Source organism: Mesorhizobium bavaricum (genome assembly GCF_056781655.1).
This window is the reverse complement of sequence record NZ_JBXAYV010000002.1, coordinates 89,781-107,696: the sequence shown is the minus strand read 5'-3', so window position 1 is coordinate 107,696 and position 17,916 is coordinate 89,781. Positions and strand designations below refer to the sequence as shown.

Annotated in this window: 16 protein-coding genes and 1 riboswitch; of the genes, 6 read left to right on the top strand and 10 right to left on the bottom strand. The window is 60.5% G+C overall.

From position 1 onward, the window contains the following. The first annotated feature begins 1,110 nt into the window (after window positions 1-1,110). From panB to pmtA, 3 genes are all read left to right on the top strand, one after another. A complete protein-coding gene (gene panB, locus AC1RZR_RS36745) occupies window positions 1,111-1,956 on the top strand; it encodes a 3-methyl-2-oxobutanoate hydroxymethyltransferase (RefSeq protein WP_481829833.1) in 846 nt (281 codons plus the stop codon). Next, complete coding sequence (panC, locus tag AC1RZR_RS36740) at window positions 1,953-2,846, top strand: pantoate--beta-alanine ligase (RefSeq protein WP_481829832.1); 894 nt, start codon at window positions 1,953-1,955, stop codon at window positions 2,844-2,846. Before panB ends, panC begins: the two co-directional genes overlap by 4 nt. A 75-nt stretch (window positions 2,847-2,921) precedes the next feature. Next, window positions 2,922-3,518, top strand: a complete 597-nt coding sequence (gene pmtA, locus AC1RZR_RS36735; RefSeq protein ID WP_481829831.1) for a phospholipid N-methyltransferase PmtA — start codon at window positions 2,922-2,924, stop codon at window positions 3,516-3,518. Between the two features lie 666 nt (window positions 3,519-4,184). On the opposite strand, the gene AC1RZR_RS36730 is transcribed toward pmtA, so the two are convergent. From AC1RZR_RS36730 to queC, 9 genes are all read right to left on the bottom strand, one after another. Next, the gene (locus AC1RZR_RS36730; protein ID WP_481829830.1) at window positions 4,185-4,946 is read right to left on the bottom strand and encodes a hydroxymethylpyrimidine/phosphomethylpyrimidine kinase; all 762 of its coding nucleotides are present in this window, start codon (window positions 4,944-4,946) and stop codon (window positions 4,185-4,187) included. Continuing rightward, complete coding sequence (locus AC1RZR_RS36725; RefSeq protein ID WP_481829829.1) at window positions 4,937-5,542, bottom strand: thiamine phosphate synthase; 606 nt, start codon at window positions 5,540-5,542, stop codon at window positions 4,937-4,939. The genes AC1RZR_RS36730 and AC1RZR_RS36725 overlap by 10 nt, the downstream gene beginning before the upstream one ends. After that, entirely contained in the window at window positions 5,539-6,312 is a 774-nt protein-coding gene (locus tag AC1RZR_RS36720) for a thiazole synthase (RefSeq protein WP_481829828.1), read from the bottom strand. Before AC1RZR_RS36720 ends, AC1RZR_RS36725 begins: the two co-directional genes overlap by 4 nt. A gap of 2 nt (window positions 6,313-6,314) precedes the next feature. Further along, window positions 6,315-6,512, bottom strand: coding sequence for a sulfur carrier protein ThiS (thiS, locus tag AC1RZR_RS36715; protein ID WP_481829827.1), 198 nt, complete (start codon window positions 6,510-6,512; stop codon window positions 6,315-6,317). Beyond that, complete coding sequence (gene thiO / locus AC1RZR_RS36710) at window positions 6,481-7,479, bottom strand: glycine oxidase ThiO (protein ID WP_481829826.1); 999 nt, start codon at window positions 7,477-7,479, stop codon at window positions 6,481-6,483. Before thiO ends, thiS begins: the two co-directional genes overlap by 32 nt. Further along, a complete protein-coding gene (gene thiC, locus AC1RZR_RS36705; protein WP_481829825.1) occupies window positions 7,476-9,311 on the bottom strand; it encodes a phosphomethylpyrimidine synthase ThiC in 1,836 nt (611 codons plus the stop codon). The genes thiO and thiC overlap by 4 nt, the downstream gene beginning before the upstream one ends. Before the next feature lie 102 nt (window positions 9,312-9,413). Beyond that, window positions 9,414-9,530: riboswitch (TPP riboswitch) on the bottom strand. A gap of 257 nt (window positions 9,531-9,787) precedes the next feature. After that, window positions 9,788-10,525 carry a 7-carboxy-7-deazaguanine synthase QueE gene (gene queE / locus AC1RZR_RS36700; RefSeq protein WP_481829824.1) on the bottom strand — a complete coding sequence of 246 codons (738 nt, stop codon included), beginning with the start codon at window positions 10,523-10,525 and terminating at the stop codon, window positions 9,788-9,790. Then, window positions 10,522-10,878: a 6-carboxytetrahydropterin synthase QueD gene (gene queD, locus AC1RZR_RS36695; protein WP_056567317.1), complete on the bottom strand. Its 357-nt coding sequence runs from the start codon at window positions 10,876-10,878 to the stop codon at window positions 10,522-10,524. Before queD ends, queE begins: the two co-directional genes overlap by 4 nt. After that, window positions 10,878-11,576, bottom strand: coding sequence for a 7-cyano-7-deazaguanine synthase QueC (queC, locus tag AC1RZR_RS36690; RefSeq protein WP_481829823.1), 699 nt, complete (start codon window positions 11,574-11,576; stop codon window positions 10,878-10,880). Before queC ends, queD begins: the two co-directional genes overlap by 1 nt. Window positions 11,577-12,001: 425 nt before the next feature. Between queC and AC1RZR_RS36685 the strand changes: the two genes are divergently transcribed. The 3 genes from AC1RZR_RS36685 (at window position 12,002) to AC1RZR_RS36675 (ending at window position 15,264) form a co-directional block, all read left to right on the top strand. Next, a complete protein-coding gene (locus tag AC1RZR_RS36685; RefSeq protein WP_481829822.1) occupies window positions 12,002-12,298 on the top strand; it encodes a DUF2958 domain-containing protein in 297 nt (98 codons plus the stop codon). 835 nt (window positions 12,299-13,133) lie between these two features. Then, window positions 13,134-13,805 carry an antitoxin Xre/MbcA/ParS-like domain-containing protein gene (locus AC1RZR_RS36680; protein ID WP_481829821.1) on the top strand — a complete coding sequence of 224 codons (672 nt, stop codon included), beginning with the start codon at window positions 13,134-13,136 and terminating at the stop codon, window positions 13,803-13,805. A 316-nt stretch (window positions 13,806-14,121) separates the two neighbouring features. Further along, window positions 14,122-15,264: a porin gene (locus AC1RZR_RS36675; protein WP_481829820.1), complete on the top strand. Its 1,143-nt coding sequence runs from the start codon at window positions 14,122-14,124 to the stop codon at window positions 15,262-15,264. 986 nt (window positions 15,265-16,250) lie between these two features. On the opposite strand, the gene AC1RZR_RS36670 is transcribed toward AC1RZR_RS36675, so the two are convergent. Beyond that, the gene (locus AC1RZR_RS36670; protein WP_481829819.1) at window positions 16,251-17,900 is read right to left on the bottom strand and encodes an MFS transporter; all 1,650 of its coding nucleotides are present in this window, start codon (window positions 17,898-17,900) and stop codon (window positions 16,251-16,253) included. Between the last annotated feature and the right edge of the window lie 16 nt (window positions 17,901-17,916).

Sequence of the window (17,916 nt, the reverse complement as noted above, 5' to 3'; positions counted from 1 at the left end):
GACAATCGGGACCAGCGTGCGACGCCGCCTAGCGTGAGACACCTCGGCCACGCCGCAAATCGACACGGTTTGACCGGGCGCACAATACCGCACACGATCCTCTAACCTCGGCTTAATTCCGGAGAGAGGCAGATAATTCTGGACGCCACACTGGAACCGTCTGGAAATCCACGGGAATATTCGTCACACGTCGATATATCCAGGTTCCCTAGCCCCCGGTTCGGCGTCTTGGGACGATGTGGAACTTCAAACTCATGCACGGGGACCGACACAAGCCGGGGCTCAGTTGGTTTGCGCTTAAATGGTTGCCAGAAACATTTTGATCTCGGTCAAGGAAGGGACTTTGAAAGTTGTTATCTGGTTGTCAGCGCCATTTCAATTTGGATACGGTAGTGAACCAAGAAGTATTATTCGACCGCTCTATCCAAACGAAGGATAATGCTGAATCTCGTTTCTATTGCGAGAAAGAGTCAAATGCGCAGTGGACCGTCTGGGATCGTTTAACTAGCAAACCTGCCAAACTCGGAGGGCGTGAATTGGTGGGCTGTACCTACCATAGGGCCAGTGCTGCCGAGTCTGTGCTGACGCAGATTTATTCTAGTGGGCTGGATGCAGAGGCGCTTCTACGGCGATCCTCGCGGGCCCGCGAAACGCCCAAGACACTGCAAGCCAGCACCACAAGGGATGCGGAGGAGGACACGTAGTCCCGGTAGGCGGTCTTCTTCGCCGCTTCGTGGACCACCCCGAGCGGAGATCGCAGCTGCACCAGAAGCAGACCGGAGCGAGCGCGCTCGGACGGCAAAGCATTCGCCTGCCCCATGGTGAGGACGCCTAGCTCACCTTCGTGGTGGCCACGACGGTGATCAGGTCCGCTTTGACGTGGTTGGCTTTGGCTCCCGGTCTGCCTTACCTGGTTGGCTTTGCCGAAAGCCATGAACCTGGGCTGGTTGGGCAAGGGAGCGATGGTTAAGCAGCTGAACCGATTTAGTTTATTCTGATGAGGACTGTCGGCGCGTCACACACTCGCATTTGAGAATTTAGCTCTTCGCACCTGCACAAAAATGTGCCAAACGCGGCCCCATGGTTGGTAACGTTGGGGAAGGAGCCCTCTTGAGTGCGGTTGCTAACACCAAGGCGATCACACCGCCGGATATCCGTTCCCGGAAGGGTGGCACTCCGCTCGTCTGCCTGACGGCCTATACCACGCCGATCGCAAAGCTCGTTGATCGGCATTGTGACATTGTTCTCGTTGGCGACAGCGTCGGCATGGTGCTCCACGGCTTACCGTCGACGCTGGGCGTGACGCTTGAGATGATGGCCATGCACGGTCAGGCCGTGCGACGCGGCCTGGAGCAGGCGCTGATGGTCGTCGACATGCCATTCGGCTCCTATGAAGAAAGCCCCGAGCAGGCCTTCCGCAATGCGGCTCGCGTCATGGCGAAAACCGGCTGCGCGGCGGTCAAGCTCGAAGGTGGCGAGGCAATGGCGGAGACGATCCGCTTCCTGGTTGCACGCGGCATCCCTGTCATGGGCCATGTCGGCTTGACGCCGCAGGCGGTCAATACCTTCGGCGGCTACCGCGTCCAGGGCAGGGGCGGTGATGCCGAGCGCGTCGGGGCCGACGCGCTTGCTGTGAGCGAAGCGGGGGCATTCGCGGTGGTGCTGGAGAAGGTCCCGGAGGCGCTCGCCCGCCGGATCACCGCAGAGGTAGCGATCCCGACGATCGGTATCGGCGCCTCGGCGACCTGTGACGGGCAGATTCTCGTCGTCGACGACATGTTGGGCATCTTCGGCGACTTCCGGCCCAAATTCGTCAAGCGCTATGCCGAACTCGGTGAGATCGCCGAGGCGGCGATTGCCGCCTATGCGCAGGAAGTGCGCGACCGCCGCTTTCCAGCGGCCGAGCTTCTGTTCGGCGATGCGCCAAGGACGGTCAATGGTGGAGAAGGCGCATGAGCATTCCGATCGCACGAACCGTCGCCGAATTGCGCATGGCTGTGGCCGGATGGCGTCAGAATGGCCTGAAGGTCGCTGTCGTGCCGACTATGGGTGCCTTGCATGAAGGCCATCTGAGCCTGGTGCGTGCCGCGCTTGCCAAGGCCGACCGGGTTATCGTGACGCTGTTCGTCAACCCGAAACAGTTCAACAGCGCGGCCGATCTCGCGGCCTACCCGCGCACTGAGCATGACGATGCCGCCAGGCTCGCGCCGCTCGGCGCTCATCTGCTCTACGCGCCGAACGCGGCGGACATGTATCCGGAAGGTTTCGCCACTACGATCTCGGTGAGTGGGGTGAGCAGGGGCCTGTGCGGCGCGTTTCGACCCGGCCATTTCGACGGCGTGGCAACCGTCGTCGCCAAGCTCTTTCTCCAGACGCGTGCTGATCTCGCTTTCTTCGGCGAGAAGGATTTCCAGCAACTGCACGTCATTCGCCGGCTCGTCCGCGATCTCGACATTCCGATCGAGATATTAGCCTGTCCAACGGTGCGTGAAGCCGACGGCCTGGCGATGTCGTCGCGCAACGTCAGGCTCTCGACCGCACAGCGCCTGGCAGCGCCAAAGCTCGCCGAAGTCCTCTCGGCTTCGGCCGAGCGGCTGTCGGCGGGAGCGCCGGCGGACCTTGTGCTTGCCGAGGCCAGGCAAGCGATCCTCGCTGCCGGTTACGACGAAGTCGAGTATCTCGAGCTACGAGCAGCAGACCATGACTTGTCGCCACTATCCGCCGCGGACCGACCGGCCCGCCTGATCGTCGCTGCCCGGCTCGGCGGAACGCGGCTTATCGATAATTTCGGAGTTCTGCCCGGGCGGCGCAAAGGCGAGCTGCTCGCGGCAGCCAATGCCGCATGATTGAGCAGCCGCAAGGCTTGGACAAACGTGCGTCGTCAAAATGACCCAGACAAATGGCAGTAGCAGGGAGTGGATATGGTCTTTCGATTGAAGGAGCGCCTCGGAAGAAAATTTGAAGAAGAAGTACAATTCTTCAAGGGCTGGCAGAAGGACAAGAAACGAGTGGGCGCGCTGATGCCAACGTCCGTTCATGCCGCGCGTCGTATGGCAAGCGTGATTAACCCGGCATCCGGATTGCCGGTTCTTGAACTTGGCGCAGGAACTGGCGTCATCACCAAGGCAATCCTGGAAAGAGGCATCAAGCCGCATCAGCTGGTTTCGGTCGAATATTCCAAGGATTTCTATCAGCGCCTGACGCGAGGCTTTCCGGGCGTGGATTTTCGACTAGGCGATGCGTTCGCGCTGGAGGAAGTGCTGGCCGAGCGGAGAGGGGAGCAGTTTGACTGTGTGATAAGTGCGGTGCCGTTGCTGAGCTTTCCGATGGAACAGCGTGTAGGCCTGCTTGAGGATTTGCTGGCCCGAATACCCGCTGGCAGACCGGTGATTCAAATTACCTACGGACCTTTGTCGCCGGTGTTAAAAATGCCCGACCGCTATGTCGTGTCACACTATGATTTCGTGGTCCGCAACATCCCGCCCGCACAGCTGTGGACTTACCGACGAGCAGTCTGAGGGCACGCGCGGAAGTGGCGGCTTTCCTCAAAATCGCACTGAAGACAGGACGGTGGTCATCACGAAATTCGCATCGATTGCGCTTTTATAGCCGCCGCCGTTTTGCGGAGGCCGCTATGCCCTTTCGCTGGCAGGTGCACACTCATCTGCTACGCACATCGCCCTGCGGACGACAGACGGCGAAGCCACCACGGCCGCGAAAATCTCGCGACGGCGTCTCGGTACCGGCACCGGCCTGCCATTTTGGAGGTGCATGACGCAAACCATGCCATCTCGTCCCCAACCATATCATAGCCATCGCCCTCTTTTTGCCGGGCGGGCCTCCCGACCGCCGGATCGTTGATGACGATCCCCCTGGAGAATATTCTTCTTTGAAGAGCGCGACAGTCTGTGCCGTCTTGTAGTGCCTCAGCTTGTACGACGGCCTCCTGGCCTTCCGTGCCACGCACGCGATGAGGTTCGGTCACTCTACCGTGCAATGGCGTTCGGAAATACGACAGGCAAACCACAATAGTCATGTTTAGGCTGAAGACTTTTCAGCGGACCGCGAAAAAAGGAAACGCGAGTTCTTTCGCTCCTTGGGGGGCCCCCTCGGCTCGCTTTCTTTGGAGGAGGGAGGTCGCTAGTCAGCCATTACGGCGCGATCGGCAAACCGCCGCAAAACGGTCACTCGCTGTTTTCGGCTTGCAGCTTCTCGAACACAAACAGCTTGCCGTCGCGCACGCCGTCTTCGAGTGATCTCCCTTTCGCCAGATGTGCCGCAATCGCACTGGCCAGCATGCAACCCGTCCCGCGCATCGATGCGGCAAGGCGGGGCATGTCGAAGCGGACTGGTTCGTGATCGGAGCGCAACAGAATATCGGTTGATCGAGGTCCCGATGCATGGCCGCCCTTGATCAGAATGGCCTGCGCATCCGCGGCCAGCAGTTCCTTGCCCTGCCTGACCGCGCTGTCCTCATCGACCGCCAGTTCCGAGACAACAAGGAGCGCCAGCTCGATGAGATTGGGTGTGACGAGACGGCAAAGCGGCATCAGATCACGCTTCATGATCGCGACGGCGCCGGCTCCCAGGAGCGGCCGGCCTGACGTGGAGGCCAGCATCGGGTCGAGTATCGCCGGCACGTGCGGATTTTCGCGCAGCGCGGCGGCAACGGCAACAACGATCTCAGCCGTTGCGAGCATGCCGATCTTAATGGCCGCCACCTCGTTGGCCTGCAGCGCGGCGCGCATCTGATCGGCCACAAGATCGGGCTGCGAAGGATGGATTTCCATGACGGCTTCGTGCGTCTGCACCGTCAGCGCGGCGACAGCAAGGCAGGTTCGCACGCCAATCGATGAGATCGTCTCGATGTCACGCGCAATTCCGGCTCCGCCGCTGGAGTCCGAGCCACCGACGACGAGCACATAAGGGTCTCGCCTCAGCGCCATCGGCCTGTCTTTTCGATCCATTCCCGCGTGCGCGCTTCGGGGTCGTCGTTCAGCGTGATGTCGGTCACCACCGCCGCGCTGTCCGCGCCAGCCGCAAAGACACCGTTGAGCCGGTCCGGGTTGAGACCACCAATGGCGACCAGGGGAATCGGTGCGACCCGGCGCTTCCACTCGCCGATCCGTTCGAGTCCTTGCGGCGCCCATTTCATCTGCTTCAGGATGGTCGGGTAGATGGGGCCGAGCGCGATGTAGTCGGGCTCGGCGGCCATGGCCGTTTCCAGTTCGATATCATCATGGGTGCTCAGTCCGAGCCTCACGCCGGCTGCCCGAATCCGCGAACGGTCGGCGGTCTGCAAATCCTCCTGGCCGAGGTGGACGAAGTCGCAGCCTTCCTCGATTGCCAGGCGCCAGTGGTCGTTGACGATGAGCTGGCAGTGGTGCTGGGAGCACAAGGCCTTTGCCTTGCGGATTTCGGTGCGCAACCCGGCCTGATCCATGGTCTTGATGCGGAGCTGAACCAGCCTGACGCCGAGTGGCACCAGCCGCTCGATCCAGGCAGCGCTGTCGACGATCAGGTAGAAGGGATCGAGCTTCATGAAAAAACTGCCCTGCCAATTGTCGGCGTAGATGGCAAGGCGACGTCGCGCGGTTCGAGCATTCCCGAGTTGAAAGCTTCACGACCGGCCTCGACTGCCTTGCCGAACGCACGCGCCATGCCGACCGGATCAGCCGCCCTGGCGACCGCCGTGTTCAGGAGCACGGCGTCAAAGCCGAGCTCCATGACGGTTGCCGCATGCGACGGCCGTCCGAGCCCCGCATCCACAATCAGTGGGACATCGGGGAAATGTCCGCGCATCGAGCGCAACGCCATGATGTTGACCGGCCCGAGCGCGGAACCGATCGGTGCGCACCACGGCATCAAGACCTTGCAGCCCGCCTCCAGCAGCCGCTCGGCGACAACAAGGTCGTCGGTGGTGTAGGGAAATACCGCAAAACCGTCCTCGCACAGGATGCGGGCGGATTCGACCAGGCCGAACACGTCCGGCTGCAGCGTATCGTGGTTGCCGATCACTTCGAGCTTGATCCAGTTGGTGCCGAAGACCTCGCGCGCCATTTTCGCGGTCGTGACCGCTTCCTTGACGGAGTGACAGCCAGCAGTGTTGGGCAGGATTCTGACGCCGAGCGAGCGGATCAACGACCAGAATTGTTCGCCGGCCCTACCGCCCGCCATCTCACGCCGCAACGAGACGGTCATCACCGACGTGCCCGACGCCTTGACCGCATCGGCAAGGATGGCCGGCGAAGGATATTGAGCGGTACCGAGAAGCAGGTGGGAAGGGAGCGTCGTTCCAAGGAGATCGAACATGGTCAACCGCCCTGCATGGGTGAGAGGATTTCGATCCGGTCGCCGTCGCTCAACTGGAATTCCGCGCGGTTGGCTTTGTGCACGAGATCGTTGTTGACGGCCGTTGCCAGCCAATCGCCCTCATAGTCGAGCGCGGCAAGCAGCTCGGCCAGTGTGGTGGCGGCAACCTCATGCACTTCGCCGTTGACCATCAGTTTCATGCGCAAGCTCCTTGGTTCCTTGATTGAAAACCAGGTCGGCCGCCTGGCGCGCCATGGCGGGGGCGAGAAGAAAACCATGGCGATAGAGCCCGTTGATCGCGACGGTGCTTCCACATGCCTCGACACGCGGCAGGTTGTCGGGAAAGGCCGGACGGACGCCGGCGCCGGTCTCAATGATGCCAGCCTCGCCGAAGGCCGGATGGAGAGCATAGGCCGCGCCCAAAAGCTCCATCATCGAACGCGCCGTGACCGGTCCTGTGGACTGGCTTTCGATCATCGTCGCGCCAACCATGAAACGGTGATCGGTACGCGGCACCACGTAGAGCGGAAAGCGCGGATGAAGCAGCCGGACCGGGCGTGACAGCGAAATGTCCGGCGTGCGCAGGATCAGCATCTCGCCGCGAACGCCGCGCAGGCCGTCGTCTTCTGCCGCCATCCCCGTGCAGTCGATCCGGCGATCGAAACCGGAAATGTGCCGGGCATCGGCGCCGAAGCGGAATTCGACACCCATGGCAGCGAGCCTGTCATGAAGTGCCCCCATCGCGTGGCGCGGGTCGAGATGAGCCTCATCGGGGAATAACAGTCCGCGCCGGAAGCGGCCGGCGAGGTCGGGTTCCAGGAGCGCAATCTCATCTTCATCGACACGCCGATGGCCGGACGTGCGGCTGGCGAACCGGTCAAGCTCGCCCGCATCGCGCGGTGCAGCAACAACCAGTGTTCCGGCCCGTGTCACCTGGCCGGGCAGTACCTCGTTCCACCAGTTGGCAGCGTCGCGGCCCAGGTCCAACACCGGCTGCTCAGCGCTTTCACGCTCGCACCATGGCGCCAGCATGCCGCCGGCGAACCACGATGCGTTGCCACCGATGCCATGCCGGGTCTCGGCGACTGTGACTGTCGCGCCGCGGGCGGCGAGCTCGAAGGCGGCGGTGAGGCCGGCGACGCCGGCCCCTTTGATCAACACCCTCATGACGGTTCCGGCGCCTCTGGCATGAGCGGTGCGTCGGTCTCGTCTACCGGCAGGTAGAGATCGCCGCCCTCGCGGTATTTCGCGGCCATTGCCGCCATGCCCTCTTTCTGTGCCTCGGCGCGGATGTCGTGAGAGATACGCATGGAACAGAATTTCGGCCCGCACATCGAGCAGAAATGCGCCAGCTTGTGCGCCTCCTTAGGCAAGGTCTGGTCGTGGAAGGACCGCGCGGTTTCGGGGTCGAGAGACAGGTTGAACTGGTCCTCCCAGCGGAACTCGAAGCGCGCGCGGGAAAGGGCATCATCCCTGACTTTCGCGGCCGGATGGCCCTTCGCCAGGTCGGCGGCATGGGCGGCGATCTTGTAGGTGATCACGCCAATCTTGACGTCGTTGCGATCGGGAAGGCCGAGATGCTCCTTGGGCGTGACGTAGCAGAGCATGGCCGTGCCGAACCACCCGATCATCGCCGCGCCGATACCTGAGGTGATGTGGTCATAGCCCGGCGCGATGTCGGTCGTCAGCGGCCCAAGCGTATAGAACGGCGCCTCGCCGCACACAGCGAGCTGCTTGTCCATGTTCTCCTTGATCTTGTGCATCGGCACGTGGCCGGGCCCCTCGATCATCACCTGGCAGTCCTTTGCCCAGGCGATCTTCGTCAGCTCGCCGAGCGTTTCCAACTCGGCGAATTGCGCCGCGTCGTTGGCATCGGCGATCGAGCCGGGACGAAGGCCGTCGCCGAGGGAAAAGGACACATCATAGGCACGGCAGATGTCGCAGATTTCCGCGAAATGCTCGTAAAGGAAGCTTTCCCGGTGATGGTGGAGGCACCATTTGGCCATGATAGAGCCGCCGCGCGAGACGATGCCAGTGACCCGGTCGACGGTCAGCGGGATGTAGTGCAGCCGCACGCCCGCATGGATGGTGAAATAGTCGACGCCTTGTTCGGCCTGTTCGATCAGCGTGTCGCGATAGACCTCCCAGGTCAGATCCTCGGCGACGCTGCCGACCTTCTCGAGCGCCTGGTAAAGCGGCACGGTGCCAATCGGCACCGGTGAATTGCGCACGATCCAGTCGCGGATGTTGTGAATGTTGCGGCCGGTCGACAGATCCATCACCGTATCGGCGCCCCAGCGGATCGCCCAGACCATTTTTTCGACCTCCTCGGCCATCGACGATGTGACCGCTGAATTGCCGATATTGGCGTTGATCTTCACCAGGAAATTGCGGCCGATGATCATCGGCTCGCTCTCGGGATGATTGATGTTTGCGGGAATGATCGCCCGTCCGCGCGCCACCTCCTCGCGCACGAATTCCGGCGTGACGAAATCAGGAAGCGCCGCGCCGAAGCTTTCGCCGTCGCGATGCAGCTTGCCGCACAGGCTCTCGCGTCCGAGGTTCTCGCGGATGGCGACGAACTCCATTTCGGGCGTGATGATGCCGGCACGCGCATAGGCGAGCTGTGTCACCGCCTTGCCGGCCTTGGCCCTGAGCGGCCGGTTGCGTAAGGGAAATTCCGGCGTCAGGCGCTCACCCGTGACAAATCCATTGTCTTCGGGCTGGACATGGCGGCCGTCATAGGCTTCGACATCGCCGCGCGCCGCGACCCATTCGTGGCGAAGCCGGGCAAGGCCCTTGTCGATGCTGGTTTCGACAGTCGGGTCGGTATAGGGGCCTGACGGATCGTAGACGGTGACAGGCGGCTCCCCGGCTGTCGGATGGACGGAGATTTCGCGCATCGGCACTTTGATGTGCGGATAGAGGACGCCAGACTTGTGGATCTTGCGTGAGGCGGGCAGTGGTCCCGTCGACACGGCGGGGGTGAGGGCATTCATCTTGAGGCTCCTTTGCTCGTGCATTGGAGACCCAGTTCTGTGCCGGAAGGATGAAAAGACGCTTTGCTCGACCTGCCGAAACAGGACCTCGGGCGTAAACTCCCGCAAGCGCTTGCACCGTCCCTACGCCAGTATGAACTGGATCAGGTTCAACGGGTCACTGCGCCGCGAAAGCCAGCAGTATCTCAGCCCCTTGCCGGGACTCCCCTGGTGAATGCTCCGAATTGAACGAGCCGGCGCTATCTTGTCAAGCGCATTCGGCCGGAGGCTTGGCCCGAGGCGGCGATCGGCGACCAATCAACCCTGGGGAAGCGCGCGCACGTACCGAGAGCAAGTCACGCCTGGAGGAGCGCGAAGCACCGGCGATAGGCGAGCCAGCATGCGGATTCGAAACCTTTTCCAGCACGGCATTTTCGGGCTTTCTTGGCCGACGTTGCTGCCGACAACTGGATGTCCGTCTACGTCATCGGCGTGGGCTAGACGCCCCGTTTGTTTCCCCAGAGCAGAACATGAAGCTGCGGCAGTACACGCGCCTCGAACCACCTGTCACGGGTCACTTTTTCGACCAGCCATTCCATGCGTTTCATCACACCGGCCATGTCGATCAGCACGTCTTCGTTACCGGGACGCGGCGGCGTGTGATTGCCAGGCTGGAGATAGACGGGTAATCGCGGGTAGCGCGCCGCGGCGTCTTTGGCATAGGCATAGTCATCATCGTCGAAGACGACGAGCTTGAGCGTCATCTGCGGCTTATCCTGCGCCGCCTCGACGCAGGCGTCGAACGCGGCCCAATCCGTCGTCATTTCGCTTGAGGGCGGCTTGGGGCTGAGCACCAGCACGTCGAGATCCGCGAACCATTGCTTGGACACCGAGCCTTGGGTTTCCAATGCAAAGCGGTAGCCCTCACCATGCCCGCGGTCGATTAGCGGTCCAAGCGGCTGGATGGCCGGATTGCCGCCCGATAGCGACACCATCACGGGCTGACCGCGGGAAAGCGCAATGACCTTTTGCCAGACCGCATCGGTTGACATCATCTCCCAATCATGGCGGAAGCGACTGTCCACCGCATGCAGGCTGTCGCACCAGGAACAGCGATAATCGCACCCGCCCGTTCTTACGAACACCGTGGGCAAGCCGATCAGCATACCTTCACCCTGAATGGTCGGCCCAAAAATCTCGCTGACGCGGATTCCGGGATGCAACGCGCAAGTCATGGCCGGTATTCCGCCCAGGTTTTCGGCGTCTCGCTCACCCGCACGGCGGAGGTTTGTGGTAGCCGCACCTTGCACCAGTCGTAGAAGTGCCTGGCCAGACATTCCGCTGTGACACGGTCATGCCCCAGAACGTCGTTAAGATGCCGATGGTCGAACGTCCCATCGATGTAGTGTTTGAGCGCCGCCAGGTCGTGGTAGTCGCGCACAAAGCCATGTTCGTTCAGTTCGCCACCTGAAAGCTCCACCACGACGATGTAGTTGTGGCCGTGTAGACGCGCGCACTGATGATCTGGTGGCAAGGAGGTGAGCTGATGCGAGGCCGAGAAGTGGAACTCTTTGGTAATGCGGAACATCACGCGCTCCTTGTCTGGATAGCGTGCAGCCAGAAGTCCGCGTCCTCATAATCTGTCGGGTCGGCAATGCCGGCCAGATCGAATGCTTCGCGCCGATCGACGCATGTCCCACAGCGACCGCAATGACGTGCGCCGCCCTTGTAGCAGGACCACGTCGCCTCGAACGGTGTGGCGTACTTTGCCCCCTCGCTGACGATGTCGGCCTTCGACATATTCACATAGGGAGCGTAAAGGCGGATATCGGCATAGCCTGCGAGCGCATGGTTCTGCATCGTCTGAAACGCGTCGATAAAAGCGGGCCGGCAATCGGGATAGATGAAATGATCTCCGCCGTGGACGGCAGTGGCCACCGCATCGGCCTTCTGCGCGGCGGCAACCGCGAACGCGATAGCCAGCATGATGGCGTTCCTGTTCGGCACCACCGTGATCCTCATGGAGTCTTCGGCATAGTGCCCGTCGGGCACGTCCACATCATCGGTCAGCGCCGAGCCGCTCAGGTTCCGGCCGACATCGCGGATATCGACGATCTGGTGCGGAACACCCAGCCGCTTGGCGCAGATAAAGGCGAAGCCGAGTTCCTTTTTGTGCCTCTGGCCGTAATCGAACGAAAGCAGGCCAATGAGTTTCTGCTCGGTCGCCACCTTGTGAGCGAGCGAAACAGAGTCCAATCCGCCGGAGCAGATGACGAGGGCATTCATGGTTTGAGTCCTTGTTTTGACCGGGTAAGGCTGCGACCGGAGATTTCTCTGCGTTCCCCGTACTCCACGGAGCCGGTTTTGTGAATGGGGGTGGACGCGACTGAGGCGCACGTACCTTGGTGTCAGGGCACCCAACATGGCTTGCACGCGATTAGTCGCATCTTCGACGGCTGGCGGCTGGGGCCGGCACTGCGTATAGGCGTATAGGCGGATAGACGATAGAGAAATCAGCCAATATCACGTCCCGGATTGGGGCGATGCCGTTCAGCTCGCTCATTTCTCTGCCGATATCATCGAGGATTACAAGCGCCTAAATGCATTGCGGAAACGCGTGTAGGAGTTCGGCCTATCGCGAAACGCCTGTTTCGTTCGCTGGTTTCGAGGTTTTTCAGCCCGTTGCGCCAGTAATCAAATGCAACACATCCATGCTGATCACCGACGAACTCCGTTTACGGCTTCTCGCCAATGGCGCAGCCGACACCGAAACCGCCCATATCCCGGTCGTGAAATTATTCGATCCGCCCGGGGCGGCGAACTGGCTTCTGACCGAACTCAGCGCCGACAGCGACACGCTGTTGAGCTTTGCGATCTCTGTTTTCCGTATCCGGAATTGGGCAACGTCAGCCTTGCGGAGCTTGAACAGCGTCGCGGACCTTCAGCCGGCGTCGTACCCTCCCAACCTCGCTGTACATCCCATGAACCAACTTACGAGGCAACGGTGAGCGTCGTTCTCGCGACGCGGCGTAGTGCTTCATTCCCGACGTCCTTGCGAGCGTCGAAGCAGCGGCAGTTCCTCATGGGACGCGGCCATCTGAAAACGCGATGGTGTCGTCCGGAATATTATATTGGCGAACTGAACACCACTTCGCGCATACTTGCAGCTAGCGGGACAAACATCCATGCGGCCTTTAGAGATATCCTCGGGTGCATACAATGAGCGAAATACAACAGCTCACCTTCCGATCTCGATACGGCACGGGGGCTTGCTAATCGGTAGTGACGAGAACGCGGCGCCCGGTCCTTCGGCTGCAGAGGCTCCGGATAAACCCGGCCGGGAAGCCCTTATGAGTGGATCGACGTAAGTGAAACGCCCGAGGACGGGCTTTCAACCTTTCATGAAGGAGGTGCCGTGCACCTGGCCAATGCGATGCTGCAACGGTGAAGCGTGTATACCGCCGGTAAATGTGAACATTACAGTCGCAGTTGAACTGTACAGTTTGTCTAAATGTGCAATACGTTCGATTTGTCCAAGTAACACTTGGAAAGTAGTTGCATAAAAGCAACGTCTAATTATATAACGCTGGCAAGTTAAACTTTACACTTGCACAAATGAGCGTCGCGGATAGCGTCACACTGTGAAGGATGCACTGCGATGTGCGTCTGTTTCGATCGTGGGGCAAGACGGTCGTCCATCGATGTTTTTCCCTTTTTTATTGAGAGGCACAAGTTGAAGCCCCAAGCGGCTGCTAGGTCGCGAGCATACGAAAACGCAACACATCGCCGTCCTCCAAACTTCATGTCTTCAACGCTCTTTCGGCGGCTTGCCGAGGGAAGCCAATGAGAAAGCCAGATATGTCCGGGTCGAGTGATCTTGGGGATGAAAAGCGTCAGGCCGAGCTTTCAAGCTTTGTCATGAAGGAGGTGCAGCGCATTCTTTCCCAATGCGATGCGGCGAGGCAGGGCGACACGGCTACTGTCGCACCTTCGGGTTCTCCTTCCAACGATTTGACCGCCGTGGCCGCCGAATTTCTTGGTAGGCTGGAGGCCGAAGCAGCGCGACGGCTAAATGCACAGGCGTGTGAGATCGCTTCGCGACCGCGGCCAGCCGATCATCCGCTCGGGCATCCGGTTCTGAAAGATTACCCGAGAGAAGGCGCGCGCATTGCGGAGTGGGCCGGTCCAGTTGCGGGGTCGACGCATCTCGAGAGACGTTTTGGAATACCGCGGTCCACGCTGCATTGGTGGCAGCGGCACAATGACGTGGTTGCCTTTCGGAGAGGCTCCCGCAAGCATGTATTTCCCCTGGCTCAGTTCATCGACGGTAGGCCTATGCCCGGAATCAGGCAGGTCCTTGCCTCGATCTCCGATCCCAGGTTGGCTTGGCTATGGCTGATCAGCCCCTCGCCTCTTCTCAAGGGTCGCATTCCTATCGAATTGCTCAGAGAAGGTATGGACGAAGAAGTCGTCGCATCGGCCGCCCAGGCTATTTCTCTGATTGGATCCATCTGACGGCTGACCGGATGCCGGTGGCTGTCCGCGCCTTCTATAAGTGCGCACAAAGCAGATGTACCAATTGTGCGATTTGTGCAGATGTATAGTTGTCCAATTTGTGCAACTAATACTGACGATTTCGTGGTAAAAATGCAACTGATACTTCGATATGTGGCTGGAACACGGAATTTAAACTTGCACTAATTCCTCCGATGAATAGCGTTCGAGCAGGGAAGGATGCATCGCGATGCGCATCTTTTTCGATCGTGGGGACAGGGAGCGGTTCGTCCATTGACGTCCTCGCCCTTTTCAAATCAATGAATGGAGATCAAGTATGAACATCAAGAGCCTTCTTCTCGGCTCAGCTGCGGCCCTGATCGCAGTTTCGGGCGCCCGCGCCGCCGACGCGGTGACCGTCGCCGAGCCGGAACCGGCTGAATACGTCAAGATCTGCGACGTGTACGGCTCGGGCTATTTCTACATCCCCGGCACCGAAACTTGCCTGCGCATCGGCGGCTATGTCCGCTACGACATCGGCGCTGGCGACGTTGGCTCCTACGACGGGGCGAGGACCCACGACGTCCAAGACGGCAGCGATCAGGGCACCTGGCGCAAGAACGCCCGCTTTGACCTAAGGACTTGGACTGGCCAGGAAACCGAGCTCGGCACTTTGAAGACATACACGGAGACCAAATTCAATTTTGGTAACCGCAACGCCTATTCGGGGCCTGACAGTCCCCAGAATTATGCCTTCAATAAAGCAATTACACTGAACTTCGCCTGGATCCAGCTCGGTGGCCTTCGCGTCGGCAAGGATGAATCGGCATTCGATACGTTCATCGGCTACGCTGGCAACGTCATCAACGATACGCTCGTTCCATACGGCGACTTCGACACCAACGTCGTGCAGTACTACTTCGACGCCGGCAACGGCTTCTCCGCCGTCCTCTCTCTCGAAGAGGGCTCGGGCGTGGTCGGCACAATCGACAGCTACGTTCCGCATGTCGTCGGCGGCGTGAAATACACGCAGGGCTGGGGCGCCATCACCGGCGTTGTTGCCTATGACAGCAACTACGAGGAAGTGGCCGGCAAGGTTCGCTTGGACGTGAACGCCAGCGACGCGATCTCGCTGTGGGTCATGGGCGGCTACGGCACGGACGACAACCTCTCGGATCCGACCTGGGCAATCCCGGCTGGCGGCCGCGGCTTCTACAAGCAGTGGAGCGGCAACTGGGCAGTATGGGGCGGTGGGACCTACAAGTTCAACGAGAAGACCTCGTTTAACGCTCAGCTGTCTTATGACGAAGGCAAGAACTTCGGCGCCGCGGCTAACATCGCCTACGACATCGTCCCGGGTCTGACGGTCACGGCGGAAGTCGACTACGTCCATGTTGGTGAGGATACCGTCTCTAACTGGACCAATGCCGACAAGGAAAACAGCGTCGGCGGTTTGCTTCGCTTCCAGCGCTCGTTCTGAGGATTGAAGGGCCCGTTCGCCGCGTTCGAAGCGGTTATTTGGAAGCCTTCAATTGCGGCTGAACCATTGTGGTGAGGCTTGAAGAGGTTGTCGGCGGATTGCTTGATCGCGGACCTCCAATCCGAGCATTCCGTCGATGAGAAGGGCGCCCTGTTCCCGGGCGCCCTTTTTATGGCGTTATCATCAGACTCGCGCACGCGAAATGGATCGCGGCCAACTGTGAGGCGGGCCGCTCTCTTCAAGCCAGAACGGCATGATCCGCAAAACGGCGCTGGCAGCAGTTCAACGTTGAAAGCAAAGGCGTCGAGCCGGCACCCGACTACCCGATGCCCGCCGGCAAGGGGTCCGCGACACCGTGGATTTTCGATCGGGCGATGCGTTCGCGCTGGAGGAGGTGCTGGCCGAGCGGAGCGGGGAGCAATTCGACTGCGTGATAAGTGCCGTCCGGATTTGAGCTTTCCGATGGAACAGCGTGTTGGGCTGCTCGAGGACTTGCTTGCCCGCATTCCTCGCGGGAGGACTGTGATTCAGCTCACCTACGGACCTTTGTCGAGGTGGTGAAAAATGCCCGACCTCTACGTCGTGTCTCGCTATGATTTCGTCGCCGCAACATCCCGCCCGCACAGCTCTGGACTTACCGACCAGTCTGAGGCGCGGGACGCTCGGAGAGTGGCGGCATTCCACAAAAACGTGCTGAAGGACACGAGCGTGGTCGTCACGAAATTCGCATCGGCGGCGCTTTTCTTGCCGCCACCGTTTTGGGGAGGCCACCATGCCTTTTTAGCAGGGGTGCTCACTCCCAACGAAATTCGCGCTACTCGGACGAATGAGGCGGAGCTCGACGAGCCGCTCGCAAGAACGTTGCCCGCACTCCGCTTTCGGCATCGTGGCCAAATTCGACACCGTTAGCCGACGTCAGCGCCAAGCCCTGCAAACCCACCAAGGCGCCGAGATAAGATGCAAACCCTACCAACCCAACCCTGCGATCACAACCGGAAGAAAAATCGCGTCGATTGATCCCGCTTGCGGGTTGCCCCGGTCGGTCGCTCAATTGAAAGCTTGGTACGAGGCGGAATTCCCATATTCAATTCGAGCAAATGTTGATCCAACTCCTTGTCCGCGGTCGTCAGACGATGGTTCAGGCGCAGATAGTCCATCCACGTCGGCGTGCGGAAGGTTTCTGTCCAAAGCGAAGGATCCTGAAGATCACGCTGGAGGTTCCAATGCCGGGCACCGACGCGGCTTTGCACGCGTCGCCGTTCCTGCATCCGGTCCAGGAAAGCTTCGACGTTTGCCTCCGGGATCGAGTACTCGATCTTGACGACGATCGGCCCGCTTCTCGGTTTCAGGTCGAGGGCGAGCTGTGGCGTTTCGAAGCCAAAAGGATCCTGATCAGAGTCCTGCCATTGGCGGATGGGCATCAGGAAGCCGGTGGCCGCGACCATTACGAGCGCACCAGCGGAAACCTCGAGGGCCAAGGTAAGCGAATAGGTCTCAGCCACCGTGCCCCACAGCCAACTGCCGGCCGCGATACCGCCAGACGAAAGGGCATAGTGGATCGAGAGCGTGCGGCCGACGACCCACCTTGGGCTTGCCAACTGGACACTCACATCGAGCCCCGTCCAGGTGACAACCCAGCCCGCGCCGCCGAGCGCCAGCGCAATAGCCGCCACCACGACTGAAGACGTGAGAGCAAGAGATAGACCACACGCCGCACAGGCAATGCATGCCAGCGTTGTCAGCCGCTCCTGGGACAGAGACCGCCTCAAGACATTGTTGCAAATGCCGACGCACAGTGCGCCCACACCGAAGCCGGCCATCAGGACACCATAAACGATTGGTCCTCCGCCCAGTTGATCGCGGGCGACGAGAGGCAGGAGCGCGAGTATGGAGATGCTGGTCAGGCCAAAAAGCGCTCCTCGCGCGATGACCGCCTTGATCTCCGCCGAAAGGGCCGTGAAGCGCGCTCCGTCATGGATCGCAGTGGTCAATGGCTCGCGCGGGAGAGGGGAGGTGCGAACATCCCATTTGCGGCGCCCTATGGTCCACAGCAGGGCTAAATAGGTCAGTGTCGCCACAGCGAAGGCTGTTAGAGGTCCAAAGGAGGCAACGACGATGCCGCCGAGCGCCGGGCCGACGCTTCGAATGGCGTTGTATCCAACCGAGATGAGCGTGACTGCGGCTGGGACTTCACGTTTTCGCAAGATATCGCCCACCGACGCGTGCCAAGCAGGATCGGTGAAAGCAGCGCCCGCTCCGGCCAAACAGCTGAAGGCGAGAACCATCCAAGGATTGAAAATCCCCAGCGCCGCAAGAACAGTCAGCATCGCCGAGGACAACGCTATCGCGCACCAGCCGGCGAACATGAGATTGCGGCGGCTGTAGTTGTCAGCCAGGGCCCCGGCAAAGATCGACAGGACGAATACGGGCAGTGTGGTCGAAGCCTGCACCAAGGCGACCATTACGTCCGAGGTCGAGATGGTCGCCATCAGCCAACTGATGGCGACGGTTTGAATCAGCCAGCCAAGGCTGGCGACCTGTGTGGCAAGCCAGATCGAACGAAAGGTCGCATTCTCAAGCGGCGCAAATGTCGCCGACGAAGCCGGACTCGCATCTTCGCGCGCCACCCTGCTCATTGGGTTGAGCCCTCCC